General features: G+C 64.3%; 12 protein-coding genes and 1 pseudogene. 9 read left to right on the forward strand and 4 right to left on the reverse strand.

What is annotated here, in order from left to right; genetic code table 11:
- The 6 genes and pseudogenes from P8T11_RS12470 (at nucleotide 1) to P8T11_RS12495 (ending at nucleotide 6,398) form a co-directional block, all read left to right on the forward strand.
- Entirely contained in the window at nucleotides 1-420 is a 420-nt protein-coding gene (locus P8T11_RS12470) for a FlxA-like family protein (RefSeq protein WP_268081644.1), read from the forward strand.
- Between the two features lie 148 nt (nucleotides 421-568).
- Entirely contained in the window at nucleotides 569-1,894 is a 1,326-nt protein-coding gene (locus P8T11_RS12475) for an ABC transporter substrate-binding protein (protein ID WP_268081643.1), read from the forward strand.
- Between the two features lie 84 nt (nucleotides 1,895-1,978).
- Complete coding sequence (locus P8T11_RS12480; protein ID WP_268081642.1) at nucleotides 1,979-3,691, forward strand: ABC transporter permease; 1,713 nt, start codon at nucleotides 1,979-1,981, stop codon at nucleotides 3,689-3,691.
- Nucleotides 3,688-4,772, forward strand: a pseudogene (locus P8T11_RS12485) (ABC transporter ATP-binding protein). Before P8T11_RS12480 ends, P8T11_RS12485 begins: the two are co-directional and overlap by 4 nt.
- A gap of 10 nt (nucleotides 4,773-4,782) precedes the next feature.
- The gene (locus tag P8T11_RS12490) at nucleotides 4,783-5,691 is read left to right on the forward strand and encodes a LysR family transcriptional regulator (protein ID WP_268081640.1); all 909 of its coding nucleotides are present in this window, start codon (nucleotides 4,783-4,785) and stop codon (nucleotides 5,689-5,691) included.
- Nucleotides 5,692-5,753: 62 nt separating this feature from the next.
- On the forward strand, nucleotides 5,754-6,398 hold the full coding sequence (locus P8T11_RS12495) for a histidine phosphatase family protein (RefSeq protein WP_268081639.1): 645 nt from the start codon (nucleotides 5,754-5,756) through the stop codon (nucleotides 6,396-6,398).
- Between the two features lie 94 nt (nucleotides 6,399-6,492).
- Here the strand turns inward: P8T11_RS12495 and P8T11_RS12500 are convergent, their stop codons facing one another.
- The 3 genes from P8T11_RS12500 to carA all read right to left on the reverse strand — a co-directional run bounded on the left by P8T11_RS12500 (nucleotide 6,493) and on the right by carA (nucleotide 11,770).
- Complete coding sequence (locus tag P8T11_RS12500) at nucleotides 6,493-7,257, reverse strand: SDR family oxidoreductase (RefSeq protein ID WP_268081638.1); 765 nt, start codon at nucleotides 7,255-7,257, stop codon at nucleotides 6,493-6,495.
- Between the two features lie 102 nt (nucleotides 7,258-7,359).
- Nucleotides 7,360-10,605 carry a carbamoyl-phosphate synthase large subunit gene (gene carB, locus P8T11_RS12505; protein WP_268081637.1) on the reverse strand — a complete coding sequence of 1,082 codons (3,246 nt, stop codon included), beginning with the start codon at nucleotides 10,603-10,605 and terminating at the stop codon, nucleotides 7,360-7,362.
- A gap of 10 nt (nucleotides 10,606-10,615) precedes the next feature.
- Nucleotides 10,616-11,770 (reverse strand): glutamine-hydrolyzing carbamoyl-phosphate synthase small subunit, encoded by a 1,155-nt coding sequence (carA, locus tag P8T11_RS12510; protein ID WP_268081635.1) that lies wholly within the window; start codon nucleotides 11,768-11,770, stop codon nucleotides 10,616-10,618.
- A 213-nt stretch (nucleotides 11,771-11,983) separates the two neighbouring features.
- Between carA and tal the strand changes: the two genes are divergently transcribed.
- Entirely contained in the window at nucleotides 11,984-12,937 is a 954-nt protein-coding gene (gene tal, locus P8T11_RS12515; protein WP_268081634.1) for a transaldolase, read from the forward strand.
- A gap of 100 nt (nucleotides 12,938-13,037) precedes the next feature.
- Here the strand turns inward: tal and P8T11_RS12520 are convergent, their stop codons facing one another.
- A complete protein-coding gene (locus tag P8T11_RS12520; protein WP_268081633.1) occupies nucleotides 13,038-13,565 on the reverse strand; it encodes a carboxymuconolactone decarboxylase family protein in 528 nt (175 codons plus the stop codon).
- Between the two features lie 99 nt (nucleotides 13,566-13,664).
- On the opposite strand from P8T11_RS12520, the gene P8T11_RS12525 reads away from it, so the two are divergent.
- Nucleotides 13,665-15,857 carry an ATP-binding protein gene (locus tag P8T11_RS12525; protein ID WP_268081632.1) on the forward strand — a complete coding sequence of 731 codons (2,193 nt, stop codon included), beginning with the start codon at nucleotides 13,665-13,667 and terminating at the stop codon, nucleotides 15,855-15,857.
- Nucleotides 15,858-15,882: 25 nt separating this feature from the next.
- Nucleotides 15,883-16,236 (forward strand): response regulator, encoded by a 354-nt coding sequence (locus P8T11_RS12530; protein ID WP_268082373.1) that lies wholly within the window; start codon nucleotides 15,883-15,885, stop codon nucleotides 16,234-16,236.
- Nucleotides 16,237-16,238: the final 2 nt, after the last annotated feature.

Raw genomic sequence — 16,238 nt, forward strand, 5'->3', positions numbered from 1 at the left:
ATGGCGATCAATTCCATCGGCGGCACATCCCGCATCGGCAGCTTGGCCGAACTGTGGGCCCAGAAGATCCAGGCCAACAAAGAGTCCAAGGAGGGCGCGGACGCGCAGGCGACCACGCTCACGCCGGACGGGAAAATCCGCGTCGGCGCCGCGGGCGCCATGGCGGTGGGCGGCTCGCAAGCCGCTGAAGAAAGCAGCAACGAAGACGACTTCGCCCGTCAGATCAAAGAGTTGCAGAAGCAGCTCAAGCGCGTCATGGACCAGATCGCCAAGGTCAATGCCAGCGGCATGTCGGCCGAGATGAAGGCGCAGCAGTTGCAGGCACTGAACGGCCAGGCCATGCAGATTCAAGGTCAGATTGTGCAGGTGATGGTCAAACAGGCGCAGGCCGCGCAAGGCAGCGTGTCGACCACGGCATAAGCGCCCACAGCCAGCAGGCAAGGCCTGGCCAGCGCAGGCGCCGCCGTCAAGGCGCCCGCGCTGATGAGGCGCATCAAAATTTCTGATTGGACGCATGCCAGGCCTGACATTACTGTCTCCGGACAAATTAAAACTACGGAGACAAACCATGCATGCAATGCGCACAGCCCTTGCAGGAGCCCTGCTGGCCGTTTGTGCGGCCCCTGCCCTGGCCGGCACCGTCACGGTGATCACGTCGTTCCCGAAAGACCTGACCCAGGCCTACAAGACCGCGTTCGAAAAAGCCAACCCCGGCATCACGCTGGAAATCCTGAACAAGAACACCGTGTCGGGCATTGCGTATGTGCGTGAAACGCCAGCGGGCCAACGCCCCGAGGTGTTCTGGGCCAGCGCGCCCGACGCCTTCGAAGTGCTGGGCCGCGACAAACTGCTGGCCAAGTCTTCCGACGTGGCCAACAAGGACGTGCCGGACAAAATTGGCAATTACCCCATCAATGACCCGTCCGGCATGTACCTGGGCCAGGCGTTGGCGGGATACGGCATCGTCTACAACACACGCTACCTTGCCGCGCACAAGCTTGCCGCGCCGGTGGAATGGAAGGACCTGCTGTCGCCCAAGTGGTTCGGGCATGTCGGCATCACCTCACCGTCGCGTTCAGGCACGATGCACCTGACCGTGGAAACCATATTGCAAGGTGAAGGCTGGGATGATGGCTGGAACACGCTGCTGCGCATGTCGGGCAACAGCAGCGCCATTACGGAACGGTCTTTCGGCGTGCCGGACGGCGTGAACAACGGCCAGTTCGGCGCCGGCCCGGTCATCGACTTCTTCGGCTTGTCCAGCAAGTATTCCAAGTTCCCGGTGGAATTCGTCTACCCCTCCGAGACGGCCATCGTGCCGGCCAATATTGCGCTGATCGAAGGCGCGAAGAACACCGAGGAAGGCAAGAAGTTCATTGCCTTCACGCTTAGCCAGGCCGGCCAGGAACTGCTGCTGCAACCCAAGATCTCGCGCCTGCCCGTGCTGCCGTACTCGGCCTTGGCCGGCAAGATTCCGCAAGGCTACCCGGACCCCGCCGAGATCGCCAAGCGCAGCAAGGTGCAGTTCAATGCCGACCTGTCGCAAAGCCGCTACTACGTCGTGCAATCGCTGTACGACCAGACCATCACGTTCCGCCTGAAGGAATTGCAGGCCGCCACCAAGGCGATCTACGACGCCGAAGCCAAGCTGGGCGACAAAGCCAATAGCGGGCGCGCCGCCGAACTGCTGGGACAAGCGCGCAAGCTGACATGGGCGCCGCTTGTCGATGGCAAGAAGGCCGCCGACCCGGCGTTCCTGGCGGTCTTCGCGGGCAACAAGAAAGACGCCTCGGTGAACCAGCAGATCACCCAGTTGGAAGGCGAGTGGAACGGCCGGGCGCGGGCGAACTACGAAGAAGCCGTGAAGCTGGCCAGAGAGGCCGCCGCGCTCTAAGCCACCCGCCGCGACGCGCGCGGTGGGCAGAGTGGTTTGCCCCGCCGCGCGCGCAGTCCCCTGGCAACACATTCGGGAATCTCGATGACTTCTTCGGGCCACTCACGCCTGCCCGCCGGCCCCGTATTGACGGCGCTGCTGGTGTTCGGCTTTCTGCTGCTGTTTCTTGCCGTGCCCGTGGGCACGGTGTTCTACAGCGCCTTCGTGAACGCCGACGGCAGCTTCACGATGGGCCACTTCGGCGCGTTCTTCAACCAGCCATTGATGCAGGAAGCGTTCTTCAACAGCCTGTACGTGGCGGGCTGGTCTGCGCTGCTGGCGTCGCTGATCGCCGTGCCGCTGGCCTACTTCACGGTGCGCTTCGAGTTCCGCGGCGCGCTGATCATCCAGACGCTGGGCGTGCTGCCGCTAATCATGCCGCCCTTCGTGGGCGCGGTGGCGATGCAGTTGATCTTCGGGCGGTCGGGCAGCGTCAACCTGCTGCTGAACGACTGGTTCGGTTTCACGATCCCGTTCATGGAAGGCTTGAACGGCGTCATCTTCGTTGAAGCCCTGCATTACTTCCCCTTCATCCTGATGAACCTGGTGGTGGCGCTGCGCAACATCGACGGGGCGATGGAAGAAGCCGCGTTCAACCTGGGCTCGCGCGGGTTCCGCCTGTTCCGCCGCGTGATCTTTCCGCTGGCGCTGCCCGGCTACGTGGCGGGGGCGTCGCTGGTGTTCGTCAAGGTGTTCGACGACCTGGGCACGCCGCTGGTGCTGGGCACCACCAACATGCTGGCGCCGCAAGCGTACCTGCGCATTACGCAGGTGGGCCTGGAAGACCCGCTGGGCTATGTGATCAGCGTGATCATGGTCGCGTTTTCGATTTTGGCCTTGTGGCTGTCGGCGCGTGTGCTCAAGGGGCGTGATTACTCCACGCTGCAAAAGGGCGGCAATTCAATCCAGAAGCGCAAGCTGGGGCCAATGGAAAGCGTGCTGGCCTACGGCTGGATCATCCTGGTGCTGATGCTGGTGCTGTCGCCGCACATGGGCGTGCTGCTGTTGTCGCTAGCCAGCGTCTGGAGCTATGCGCCGCTACCCGATGGCTACACATTGGCGCATTATTCAGCAGTGTTTTCAGAATCGCAGGGAATGATCGCCAACACGCTGCTGTATTGCGGGCTGGCGGCGGGCGTGGACGTGATCATTGGCACCGCCATCGCCTACCTGATGCTGCGCACCCGGCTGCCGGCGCGCCAATGGCTGGACTTCATGGCCTCCGCAGCGCTGGCGATACCCGGCATCGTGCTGGCCATCGGCTTCCTGCGCACGTTCCGCGGGATCGAGCTTCCGGGCACGGGCACGCTGCTGACCTCGTCGTGGATCATCATCATGATTGCGTATTCGGTCAGGCGCCTGCCTTACGCGCTGCGATCCTGCGTGGCGTCCTTGCAGCAGATCAACGTATCGCTGGAGGAAGCCGCGCAATCACTGGGTGCCACACGCATGAGCACGATTCGCCGCGTGGTGGTGCCGTTGATGGCGGGCGGCATGCTGGCGGGCTTCGTGACCAGCTTCGTGACGGCGGCGGTTGAGCTGTCGGCCACCATCATGCTGGTCACCAAGGACAGCCAGGCGCCCATGAGCTACGGCATCTATCTGTATATGCAAAGCGCGGCGGGTCGGGGGCCGGGAGCCGCGCTGGGCGTGCTGGCGGTGGCCGCGGTGGCTATCGGCACGTATGTATCGCACCTGCTGGTGGAGCGCGCGCAGTCGCGCCAGCGCCCGGCACGCAACGAAGGGGAATCCGCATGAAGAAAGTCAGCGTAGAGTGCCGCAACATCCGCCTGTCGTATGGCACGACCGAAGTGCTGAAGGATGTGAACATCCACGTCGAGCCGGGGAGTTCTTTGCGTTGCTGGGGCCGTCGGGTTCGGGCAAGTCGACGCTGCTGCGGCTGATTGCCGGCTTCAACCGGCACAGCGCGGGCCAATTGCTGGTGGACGGCAAGGACATCAGCGGCACCCCGCCCTGGAACCGCAACATCGGCATGGTGTTCCAGAACTATGCGCTGTGGCCCCACATGTCGGTCTGGGACAACGTGGCGTTCGGCCTGGTTGAACGCAAGCTGCCCCGCGCCGAGATCCGCGCCAAGGTCGAGGCCGCGCTCGAACTGGTGGGGCTGTCGCAGTTTGGCAAGCGCCGGCCGAACCAGTTGTCGGGCGGGCAGCAGCAGCGCGTGGCGCTGGCCAGAACCATCGTCATCGAACCGCAGGTGCTGCTGCTGGATGAGCCGCTGTCCAACCTGGACAAGAAGCTGCGCGTGCAGATGCGCCAAGACCTGCTCAGTCTGCAACGCCGGCTGGGCATCACCACCATCTTCGTCACGCATGATCAGGAAGAAGCCATGACCACGGCGGACCGGATGGCCGTGCTGGACCATGGCGTGGTGCAGCAGATTGGCGCGCCCAGCACGCTGTTCGACTATCCCGTGAACCGCTTCGTGGCCAACTTCGTGGGCACGATGAACGTGCTGGAAGGCGATGTGCGCGAACGCACCAGCGGCAGCGTCGTGCTGGCGGTGCCGGGCGTGGGCGACCTGCACCTGCCGTTGACGACCGAGGCGCCCGCCGCCAGCCGTCTGGCGGCTAGTTTCCGGCCGCACACCGTGCAGATCGAAATGGCGGATGGCCTGGGCGACGCGCGCTATGTATGGCTGCCGGGCATTGTGGAAAGCAGCGAATTCCTGGGCGAATTCACGCGCTATCAGGTGCTGATCGGTGAACAGCGCCTGACGGCCGACCAGTCGCATCTGGCAGGGCTGTCGCCCTTCCCTGCCGGCGCGCCGGTTTCCATTGGACTGGAGCCCACCCAGATACGGCTGCTGGCGGCCTAAACTTGCCGCCATGGAAATCTATCAGATCCGCGCTTTCGTCACGGTTGCCCGGCTGGGCAACCTGACCAAGGCGGCCGAAGCGCTGTCCCTGACCCAGCCCGCCGTGACCGCGCAGATCAAGGCGCTGGAACAAAGCCTGGGCGTGGCCTTGTTCGACCGCAGCGGCGGCCGACTGGCCTTGGCCAAGGCGGGCGAGGTGCTGCTGCCCACGGCGGAATCGCTGCTGGTGCTGGGCGCGCAGTTCAAATCCGAAGCACAGCAGTTGCAGGGCAGCCTGCATGGGGTCGTGGAACTGGGTGTGCCCAGCGAAAAGCCGGACTTCCTGCGCCTGGGCGAACTGGCTTCTGCCGTCACGCAGCGCCTGCCGCTGGTGGAACTGAAAACCCAGACCCTGCCCACCGCCACGCTGGCCGAGCAGGTCAGCACCGGGCGCCTGCCGGCCGCGCTGACCATCGCCGCCAACCCGCCGCGCGGCGTGTTGTGGCTGCCGCTGCGCAGCGTGCGCTATCGCATTGCCCTGCCGAAAGAACACGCCACGGCGCTCAAGCGCGGCGGCTGGCGCGAAGTGGCCCAGTTGCCGTGGCTGGACGGGCCGTCGGGCAGCCATACGCATCTGCTGCTGCGCGACATGTTCGAACGCCACGGCCTGACGCCGCGCATCGTCATGCAAAACGATGACCAGGCCAACCTGGAGGCGCTGGTGCGCGCCGGCGCGGGCTGCGCGCTGTTGCGCGAAGAGACCGCGCTGGCGGGCGCCGCGTCCAATGATTTCATCGTGTGGGGCCAGGCCCGCGCCGACGCCATGCTAGGCTTCATCCTGCCTTATGAGCGCGCTAGCGAGCCCGCGCTCGTCGCGTTAAGCTCGATCATTCACGCCATCTGGAAGCCGCGCACGGTGATCGCACCCGCCCAGCTTTGATGACCAAGCGTTGATTCCCAAGCTTTGCCCCACTTCCTGCCTTATTCCCCACTACGACCGTAATGACTGAAATCTGGTTCATCCGCCATGGCGAAACCGACTGGAACCGCCAGCGCCGCCTGCAAGGCTGGAAAGACATTCCCCTGAACGAATTCGGCGTCAACCAGGCCAGCCTGCTTGCCGCGCGCCTGCGCGACGAGGCCCGCCACACGCCCATCCACGCCATCTACAGCAGCGACCTGCAACGCGCCCACGCCACGGCGGTGCCCGTATCCGAACAACTGGGCTTGCGCGTGCGGGTAGAACCCGGCATCCGCGAGCGCGGCTTCGGCGTGCTGGAAGGGCTGGACCACGAACACATCGACGTGCAGGCGCCCGAAGCTGCCGCGGCCTGGAAAAGCCGCGATCCCTTGCGGCCACTGGATGGCGGCGAAACGCTGGGCCAGTTCCAGTCGCGTGTCATTTCCACGGTGGACGACATCGCCAGCCGCCATGACGGCGAGCGCATTCTGATGTTCACGCACGGCGGCGTGCTGGACATCATCTGGCGCCATGCCTCGGGCGTGCCGCTGAACGGCGCGCGCGATGCCGCGCTGCTGAACGTCAGCATCAACCGCGTCAGCGTACAGGGTCGCAAATGGGAAGTGCTGGATTGGGGCGACGTGGGCCACGTGGCCGATGAGGTCGGCGACGACGTGGTGCCTTGACGCAAGTAATGCAGGCAACGCAAGTTACGCAAACACGCTCGTAACGCACCATCGCGTTCACGCGCGGCGGGCAAGCCCGCCGCGCGGTCGCGCATCACCCCGCTTTGCGCGGTTTGCGTGGCGCATTGCGCGCCAGCTTGTCATACACCGCGTTGGGCAACAGGCGCATCAGCTTGGCCACCACGCCCATCTGCCACGGAATCACCGTATACGACGTTCCGCGCGCAATGGCCGCATGCGCGCGTTGTGCAAAGGCGTCCGCTTCCATCAGGAAGGGCATGGAATACGGGTTCTTGGCCGTCATGGCGGTCTTGATGTAGCCCGGGGCAATCGTCACCACCTGAATACCGTCCGCCGCCAGCTCCAGCCGCAGGCTTTCGCAATAGGTCACCACGGCGGATTTGGAAGCGCTGTAGGCACCCGCGCCCGGCAGTCCACGCACGCCCGCCACGCTGGCAATGCCCACCAGACGACCCGATCCGGCCGCGCGCATGGCGCCCACGAAGGGTTCGAAGGTGGCCACGGTGGCCAGCAGATTGGTATCGACGATGGCTTTGAAGACGTCGTAGTCCTCACCGTGTTCGGTCAACGTGCCGGCGCTGATGCCCGCGCTGGCGATGACCACATCCACCCTGCCCTGGCAGAACGCAATGAAATCGGCCGCCGCCGCATGCAGCGCGGCCCGGTCGCGCACGTCCACCGCATAGCAACGATGCTCGCCCGGCAGGCTGTCGGCCAATTCGCGCAGCGCGTCTTCGCGCCGGCCCAAAAGACCCAGCGTGGCGCCCGATGCGGCGTACTGCTGCGCCAGGGCGCGACCCAAGCCACTGCTGGCGCCGGTGATGAAGACTTTGTTCATGGGATCGGTAAGCAAAGTGGATTGCAGGATGGAAAAAGGGCGGCCCTGATCAAGGGCCGCCCCGGCATCCTACCTCAAGCCCGCGGGCTTGGCGCTGTCGCGTCAGTCTTGACCGCTAAGCGATGCGTGCAGGTCCTGCAACGGATACACCTGCAGGCCCAGACCCTGGCGCAGATACTGCATGCCTTCAACCGCGGCGCGGGCGCCGGCAATGGTGGTGAAGAAGGTGACGCGGGCAGCCAGCGATTGCGTACGGATCGTGCGCGAATCCACGATGGCGTTGCGGCGTTCTTCGACGGTGTTGATGACCAGCGCGATTTCGCCGTTCTTCACCATGTCGACGATGTGCGGACGGCCTTCGGTGACCTTGTTGACCACTTGCACCGGAATGCCCGCGGTTTCAATTTCGGCCGCCGTGCCGCGCGTGGCAACCAGCTTGAAGCCCATGGCGTGCAGGCCGCGCGCCACTTCCACGGCGCGGGGCTTGTCCTGGTTCTTCACGCTGATGAACACCGTGCCGGATTCCGGCAAGCGCACGCCAGCAGCCAACTGCGACTTCACGAAGGCTTCGCCGAAGCTCATGCCCACGCCCATCACTTCACCGGTCGACTTCATTTCCGGACCCAGGATGGTGTCCACGCCCGGGAACTTCACGAACGGGAACACGGCTTCCTTGACCGAAAAGTAAGGCGGCACGATTTCCTTCGTGATGCCTTGCGCCGCCAGCGTCTGGCCGGCCATGGCGCGCGCGGCGATCTTGGCCAGTTGCAGGCCGGTGGCCTTGGACACGTAGGGCACCGTGCGCGAGGCACGCGGGTTCACTTCCAGCACGTAGACGTCGCCGCCCTGGATGGCGAACTGCACGTTCATCAGGCCGCTGACGTTCAAGGCCTTGGCCATCATCGTGGTCTGGCGCTTGATCTCGGCGATGACTTCCGCCGACAACGAGTAGGGCGGCAGGCTGCAAGCCGAGTCGCCCGAGTGCACGCCGGCCTGCTCGATGTGTTCCATGACGCCGCCGATGAAGACGGTTTCGCCGTCGGCCAGGCAGTCCACGTCGACTTCGGTGGCGTTGTTCAGGAAGCGGTCCAGCAGCACGGGCGAGTCATTGCTGACCTTCACGGCCTCGCGCATGTAGCGCTCGAGGTCTTGTTGCTCGTGCACGATTTCCATGGCGCGGCCGCCCAGCACGTAGCTGGGACGCACGACCAGCGGGTAGCCGATCTCGGTGGCGTGAGCCAGGGCCTCGCCTTCGGTGCGCGCGGTGCGGTTGGGCGGCTGACGCAGGCCCAGCTTGTTCAGCAGCTTCTGGAAGCGTTCGCGGTCTTCGGCAACGTCGATGGATTCCGGGCTGGTGCCGATGATGGGCACGCCGTTGGCTTCCAGGGCACGCGCCAGCTTCAGCGGGGTCTGGCCGCCGTACTGGACGATCATGCCAACCGGGTTTTCCTTGTGGACGATTTCCAGCACGTCTTCCAAGGTCAGCGGTTCAAAGTACAGGCGATCGGACGTGTCGTAGTCGGTGGACACGGTTTCCGGGTTGCAGTTGACCATGATGGTCTCGTACCCGTCGTCGCGCAGCGCCAGCGCGGCGTGCACGCAGCAGTAGTCGAATTCGATGCCTTGGCCGATACGGTTCGGGCCACCGCCCAGCACGATGATTTTCTTGCGATCGGTGGGCGCGGACTCGCACTCTTCCTCGTACGTGGAGTACATGTACGCGGTGCGGGTGGCGAATTCGGCGGCGCAGGTGTCAACGCGCTTGTAGACCGGGCGCACGTTCAACTGGTGACGCAGCTTGCGCACTTCGGATTCAGCGGAATCCAGCAGGAATGCCAGGCGGCGGTCGGAGAAACCGCGGCGCTTCAGTTCCCACAGCGTGGCGTAGTCCAGGTCGGCCAGCGTCTTTTGTTCCAGCGCCAGTTCGATGTCGACGATTTCCTTGATCTGCGACAGGAACCACGGGTCGATGTGCGTGATGTTGTGCACTTCGTCCAGCGTGAAGCCTTGCGCGAAGGCGTCGCCCACATACCAGATACGTTCCGGACCGGGCTCGCCCAGCTCGACTTGCAGCTTTTCGCGGTCGGTGGTTTTCTGGTTCAGGCCGTCAACGCCGACTTCCAGGCCACGCAGCGCCTTCTGGAACGATTCCTGGAAGGTGCGGCCGATGGCCATGACTTCACCCACGGACTTCATCTGGGTGGTCAGGCGTGCGTCGGCGGTGGGGAATTTTTCGAAGGCGAAACGCGGCACCTTGGTGACGACGTAGTCGATCGACGGTTCGAACGAGGCGGGCGTGGCGCCGCCGGTGATTTCGTTCTTGAGCTCGTCCAGCGTGTAGCCCACGGCCAGGCGCGCGGCGACCTTGGCGATGGGAAAGCCGGTGGCCTTGGATGCCAGTGCCGACGAACGCGACACGCGCGGGTTCATCTCGATGACGATCATGCGGCCGTTCTTCGGATTGACGGCGAACTGCACGTTCGAGCCGCCCGTATCCACGCCGATCTCGCGCAATACCGCGATCGATGCGTTACGCATGATCTGGTATTCCTTGTCGGTCAGCGTCTGGGCCGGCGCCACGGTGATCGAGTCACCGGTGTGCACGCCCATCGGGTCCAGGTTTTCGATCGAGCAGACGATGATGCAGTTGTCCGCCTTGTCGCGGACCACTTCCATCTCGAATTCCTTCCAGCCCAGCAAGGATTCTTCGATCAGCAGTTCGCTGGTCGGCGAGGCTTCCAGTCCGCGACGGCAGATCGTTTCGAATTCTTCGGCGTTGTAGGCGATACCGCCGCCCGAACCACCCATGGTGAAGCTGGGGCGGATCACGGCGGGGAAGCCCGAGGTGCCGACTTCGGCCGCGATGCGGCGCTGCACTTCCCAGGCTTCGTCCATGCTGTGGGCCACGCCCGACTTGGCCGATTCCAGGCCGATGTCGGTCATGGCCTGCTTGAACTTCTGGCGGTCTTCGGCCTTTTCGATGGCGTGCTCGTTGGCGCCGATCAGTTCCACGTTGTGCTTTTTCAGCACGCCGTGGTGGGCCAGGTCCAGTGCGCAGTTCAGCGCGGTCTGGCCGCCCATGGTGGGCAGCAGCGCATCGGGCTTTTCACGCTCGATGATCTTTTCAACGGCTTGCCAGGTGATGGGCTCGATGTAGGTGACGTCGGCCGTTTCCGGGTCCGTCATGATCGTGGCGGGGTTGCTGTTCACCAGAATGGTGCGGTAACCCTCAGCCTTGAGCGCCTTGCAGGCCTGTGCGCCGGAATAGTCGAATTCGCAGGCCTGCCCGATGATGATGGGGCCGGCGCCGATGATGAGTATGCTTTTTAGGTCTGTACGCTTGGGCATGATGCAATCTTTACTTTTGGCCGGACATCAGGGCGATGAACTTGTCGAACAGTTCAAGGATGTCGTGCGGACCCGGGCTGGCTTCGGGGTGACCCTGGAAGCAGAAGGCCGGGCGGTCGGTGAGCTCGAAGCCCTGCAGCGTGCCGTCGAACAGCGACACGTGCGTGACGCGCGCATTTGCCGGCAGGCTGGCCGCATCGACCGCGAAGCCGTGGTTCTGGCTGGTGATGAACACGCGCTTGGACTGCAAGTCCTGCACGGGGTGGTTCGCGCCGTGATGGCCCGTTTTCATCTTGAGCGTCTTGCCGCCCACGGCCAGGCCCATGATCTGATGGCCCAGGCAGATGCCGAAGACCGGCAGCTTCTTGTCCAGGAACGTGCGCGTGGCGTCGATAGCGTAGTCGCAAGGCTCGGGGTCGCCGGGGCCGTTGGACAGGAACACGCCGTCGGGATTGAGCTTCAGGACGTCTTCGGCGCTGGTTTGCGCCGGCACCACGGTCAGGCGGCAACCGCGATCGGCCAACAGGCGCAGGATGTTCGTCTTGATGCCGAAGTCGTAAGCGACGACGTGGAACCTGGATTGGTCGGGCTTGGAAAAGCCTTCGCCCAACTGCCAGGTGCCTTCGGTCCATTCGGTGCTGGCTTTCTGCGACACGACCTTGGCCAGGTCCTGGCCGGCCATGCCGGCAAAGCCCTGCGCCATTTCAACGGAGCGTTCAGCGTCGGTGCCGACGAAGATGCAGGCGCCCTGGGCGCCTTTTTCACGCAGGATGCGCGTGAGCTTGCGGGTGTCGATGCCGGAAATGGCAACGATGCCCTGCGCGGCCAGATAGTCGGGCAGGGATTGCGTGGAACGGAAGTTCGACACGCGGGCGGGACAGTCGCGGACCACGAGTCCGGCGGCATAGACGCGATTGGCTTCCACGTCTTCGGCGTTGACGCCGGTGTTGCCAATGTGCGGATAGGTCAGCGTAACGATCTGACCGCTATAGCTGGGATCGGTGAGAATTTCCTGGTACCCGGTCATCGCGGTGTTGAACACCACTTCGGCAACGGTAGCCCCAGGCGCACCGATCGACACGCCTCGAAAAATGGTACCGTCCGCCAGAGCCAGAATTGCAGGAGGGAAGCGGTTGATCCCCTCGGGAAAAAGTTGCGGCAGCACAGTAAACCCCGGTTTTAGAATCGATAATCAAACCTTCGGATTATACCTTGACCGGGCAAATTCCCCGGCGAACCGCGCCAAATAAGGCCGGGATCGCCGATTAGCCCTGCGCGGCGAGGGTACCGCCTCGCGCTTGTGGGCGACGGCGATACCGTGACGGCAGTGATACGCTAGGGAACCTTCAACCCTTGCCGTTGTGAGCCGTTACTGCCCATGTCCAGCCAACTTGACGCCCTGCGCAATCACACTACCGTTGTTGCCGACACCGGCGATTTCGAAGCCATGAAGGCCTTGCGTCCGACCGACGCCACCACCAATCCGTCCCTGATTCTCAAGGCCGTTCAGCAGGATGCCTATCGCCCCCTGCTGGAACAAACCGTGCGCGATCACCAGGGTGCGTCCGCGCCTGAGCTGGTCGACCGCCTGCTGGTGGCCTTTGGCCGCGCCATCCTGAATATCGTGCCGGGCCGCGTATCCACCGAAGTGGATGCCCGCCTGTCGTTCGACACCCGCGCCACCATTGAGCGCGCGCGCGGCCTGATCGCCCTGTACGAAGCCGCCGGCGTGCCGCGCGAGCGCGTGCTGATCAAGATCGCATCCACCTGGGAAGGCATCCAGGCCGCCCGCGCCCTGCAAGCCGAAGGCGTGCGCTGCAACCTGACGCTGCTGTTTTCGCTGCCCCAGGCCGTGGCCTGCGCCGACGCCCGCGTGCAACTGATTTCGCCTTTTGTCGGCCGTATCTACGACTGGCACAAGAAAAGCGCGGGCGCCGCGTGGGTGGAAACCGACAACGCCGGCCCGCAAGATCCGGGCGTGTTGTCGGTGACGCGCATATACCGGTATTACAAACAGCACGACATTTCTACCGAAATCATGGGCGCCAGCTTCCGCAACGTGGGCCAGATCCTGGCGCTGTCGGGCTGCGACCTGCTGACCATCAGCCCGGACTTGCTCAACCAGTTGGCCGGTACGCAAGGCGATGCCCCGGCGCAGTTGCGCGCCGACGACACGGGCCCCGCCATCGACCGTATCGGCGCGGACGAAGTCAGCTTCCGCACGCTGCTCAACGACGACGCGATGGCCAGCGAAAAGCTGTCCGAAGGCATCCGGCTGTTCGTCGCCGATGCGGTAAAGCTGGACACACTGATCGACGCGCAACGCCGCTGATCCCGTCTGCTTTAGCAAAAAAACAAGCGTGCCCAGGCTTTGGGCACGCTACTTGCTGATACGCCTAATGGCCGGCTTGGCGGAGATTTTGGCGGTGGTGTCAGCGGTGATCGTGCGAATGCACCTGCAACGCTTCCAGAAAGCGCGACACCATGTTGTAGGCCGCGACCGTCGCAGTCAGTTCGACGATGAGTTTTTCAGAGCCCATGGCTGCGCGGGCAGCCTGAAACACGGGTTCCGGCACCTGGACGTTGCGGGTCATGGCGTCGGTGTAGGCCAGTACGGATTTTTCGCGCTCGTCGAACAACGTTGAGTTTTCCCAATCGCCCAGGGCATCCAACTGGGCTTGCGAAACGCCTTCTTTCAGCGCGATCGGCGCATGCTGATCGGCCTCGTAGGGCGCGCCGTTAAGCGCGGCAACGCGCATGATGACCAGTTCGCGCACGTCACCGGGCAAGGTGCTCAGTTGCCGGATGGACGTCAGGTAGTTCAACCAGCCTCCGGCCACTGCGGGGCTGTGTAGCAGCATTTGGTACAGATGAAGCACGCTGCCCCGTTCGGCAACGATGCGGTCCACCAGGGGACGTGCTTCGGGATGAGACAGATCGGCGTAGGGAAGACGGGCCATGGATGCTCCAGATAGTGGAAGGGGCTGCAAATGCATACATTCGAACAATATATTTGACATAATGACAGCTCATTGCGCGTCCCAGGTACCCCACCCACAATGAATGCGCCAACCCAATCCCCCACGCCAGTCACGCTCGCCAACTGCGATAGCGAACCAATACATATACCGGGCGCCATCCAGCCGTTGGGGGCGTTGCTGGCGTTCGACGCGGATGGGGTTCTGCAATTTGCCAGCGAAAATGCGCCCGCCGTGCTTGGGGTGCCGCTGACCCTGGGCGAGTGCTGCCTGCCAGGCGCGCTGCCCGCCAGCCTGGCCGACTACCTGGCGGTGTGGCTGGACAAGTCCGATCCCGTTTTCGACCCGCTCGCGCTGGAGTTGAACGGCGCCACATTCGACGTGATAGGCCACCGCAACGAAGACGGCTTCACGATTATCGAACTGGAGCAGCGGACCCCGGCCGGCGTGGACATCGCCGACCCCGCTCTCATTTACCGCAGCATCGAACGCGTGCGCCGCGAGCGCGATATCGACGGCTTGCTCAAGAGCGCCGTACGCGAGGTGCGCCGCGCCACCGGTTTCGATCGCGTCATGGCCTACCGCTTTCATCCCGACGACAGCGGGGAAATCGTCACGGAAGAACGCCACGAATCACTGGAAGACTGGGTGGGCCGCCGCTATCCCGCAGGCGACATCCCCGCGCAGGCACGCCGCCTGTACACCGTGAACACACTGCGCCAGATTGCCGATGCGCGCTACACGCCGGTGCGCGTGCTGGGCGCCCCCACGGCTAGCGCGCAGCCGCTGGACATGAGCTTTTCGGTGTTGCGCAGCGTGTCGCCGATCCATCTGGAATACATGGCCAACATGGGCGTGCAGGCGTCGATGAGCTTGTCGATCGTGATCGGCGACCGGCTGTGGGGCATGATCGCCTGCCACCACTATGCGCCACGGCCCATCCCCTACCCTGCACGCCTGGCCTGCGAAGCGCTGGCGCAGGTGCTGTCGGCCGCGTTGGCCAATATCGAAGGGGCTGAACGCGCCGCCCAGGCGCGCCGCAATGCGGCCTTGGTCAGCGAACTGACCGAACGCGCCTCCGCCTCCGAAAACCTGCATCTGGCCTTGTCGAGCGGGCCGGATACGCCCGCGTCGCTGATCGCGAACGATGCCGCGCTATGCCTATGGGGCAACAGCGTCACGGTGTTTGGCGGCATCGCCCCGCGCGGCGAGCTGGCGGGCATTCTGTGTGCCTTGGACCAAAGCGGCCAGCGCCTGGTGCATACCGACAACATCGCCCGCGACTACCCCGATCTGCAAACCGATCTGGTTCCCTATGCCGGCCTGCTGGCCTGCAAGTTCGACCCGATGAACAACGGCTGGCTGATCTGGCTGCGCAAAGAGCAGATCGAAACGCTGGTGTGGGGCGGCAAGCCCGAGAAGCAATACGCGGTCGGCAACCAAGGCCCGCGCCTGACCCCGCGCGGCTCGTTCGAGGCCTGGCGCGAAGTGGTGCGCAATACCTGCACCGCATGGCTGCCCGCCGAGCTGGAAGCCGCCGATAATCTGCGCGACGAACTTTCCCATATCGCCACGAGCCGGACCGCCGACGTGGACCGCGCGCGTACCGCCCTGTTGGCCATGCTGGGCCACGACCTGCGCGACCCCTTGCAGTCCATTTCCATGGCCGCCACCCTGCTGTCCAAAACGGATTCCGGCGCGCGCATGGGCGAGCGCATCCGCTATTCCAGCGGCCGCATGCAGCGCCTGATTTCGCAGGTACTGGACCTGTCGCGCCTGCAAGGCGGCATGGGCCTGGGCATCGAGAAGCGGCCGTGCGCCCTGAGCGACCTGGTCAACGGGCTGATCGACGAAAAGCGGCAGGCCTACCCCGGCCTGCGCATCGAGCCCGATGTGGAGCCCGGCTTGACGCTGATGGCCGACACCGATCGCATCGCCCAGGTTGTGACCAACCTGATGAGCAACGCGCGCCAGCACGGCGCACCGCGTCAGCCCATCCTGGTGCATGCGCACCAGCGCGGCAACGACATTGAATTGCGCGTCACCAACCATGGCGCGCCCATTGCGCAAGAGGTGCTGACCCACCTTTTTTCGCCCTTCAAACCCGAATCGCTGGGCCAGTCGCGCAACCGCAACGGCCTGGGGCTGGGCCTGTATATCGCCGAACAGGTCGTGCGCGGCCACGACGGCGAGATCTCGGTTGCGTGCCGGGACGGGCTGGTCATTTTTACGGTGAGGCTGCCGTGCGACTTGCACGATGCGTCCGCCCCTTGAACCCTGGAGACATCTTTTGAACGAAGTGCGCGCAGTTCGCGTCCTGCTGGTTGACGACAATGAAATGGGCTCGGAGCTGCTTGCCGAGTTCCTGGCGCTTTCGGGCGTGGAAACGCGCTGCGCCCCTTCGGGCGAAGCCGCGCTCGACATGATTGACGACTTCAGCCCCGAAGCCGTGCTGGTGGACATCCTGCTGCCCGATATGGACGGCTATGAGCTGGCGTCCCGCCTGCGCTCGCGTGGCGCACCGCCGCGCATCTATGCGCTGAGCGGCCTGGCGCGCCACGAGCGCCGTGACGCGGACGGCATGTTCGACGGCTGGATCGAAAAACCCGCCGACCCCGACGCACTGTTGGCCATTTTGCGCCAGACCCATTAGGC

The sequence above is a fragment of the Achromobacter spanius genome (assembly GCF_029637605.1).
Classification (GTDB): domain Bacteria; phylum Pseudomonadota; class Gammaproteobacteria; order Burkholderiales; family Burkholderiaceae_B; genus Achromobacter; species Achromobacter spanius_E.

Bases quoted from the DNA above. Each gene is read 5' to 3' on its own strand.
- P8T11_RS12470 (WP_268081644.1), top strand. From the start codon at position 1: ATGGCGATCAATTCCATCGGCGGCACATCCCGCATCGGCAGCTTGGCC.
- P8T11_RS12475 (WP_268081643.1), top strand. From the start codon at position 569: ATGCATGCAATGCGCACAGCCCTTGCAGGAGCCCTGCTGGCCGTTTGT.
- P8T11_RS12480 (WP_268081642.1), top strand. From the start codon at position 1,979: ATGACTTCTTCGGGCCACTCACGCCTGCCCGCCGGCCCCGTATTGACG.
- P8T11_RS12490 (WP_268081640.1), top strand. From the start codon at position 4,783: ATGGAAATCTATCAGATCCGCGCTTTCGTCACGGTTGCCCGGCTGGGC.
- P8T11_RS12495 (WP_268081639.1), top strand. From the start codon at position 5,754: ATGACTGAAATCTGGTTCATCCGCCATGGCGAAACCGACTGGAACCGC.
- P8T11_RS12500 (WP_268081638.1), bottom strand. From the start codon at position 7,257: ATGAACAAAGTCTTCATCACCGGCGCCAGCAGTGGCTTGGGTCGCGCC.
- carB (WP_268081637.1), bottom strand. From the start codon at position 10,605: ATGCCCAAGCGTACAGACCTAAAAAGCATACTCATCATCGGCGCCGGC.
- tal (WP_268081634.1), top strand. From the start codon at position 11,984: ATGTCCAGCCAACTTGACGCCCTGCGCAATCACACTACCGTTGTTGCC.
- P8T11_RS12520 (WP_268081633.1), bottom strand. From the start codon at position 13,565: ATGGCCCGTCTTCCCTACGCCGATCTGTCTCATCCCGAAGCACGTCCC.
- P8T11_RS12525 (WP_268081632.1), top strand. From the start codon at position 13,665: ATGAATGCGCCAACCCAATCCCCCACGCCAGTCACGCTCGCCAACTGC.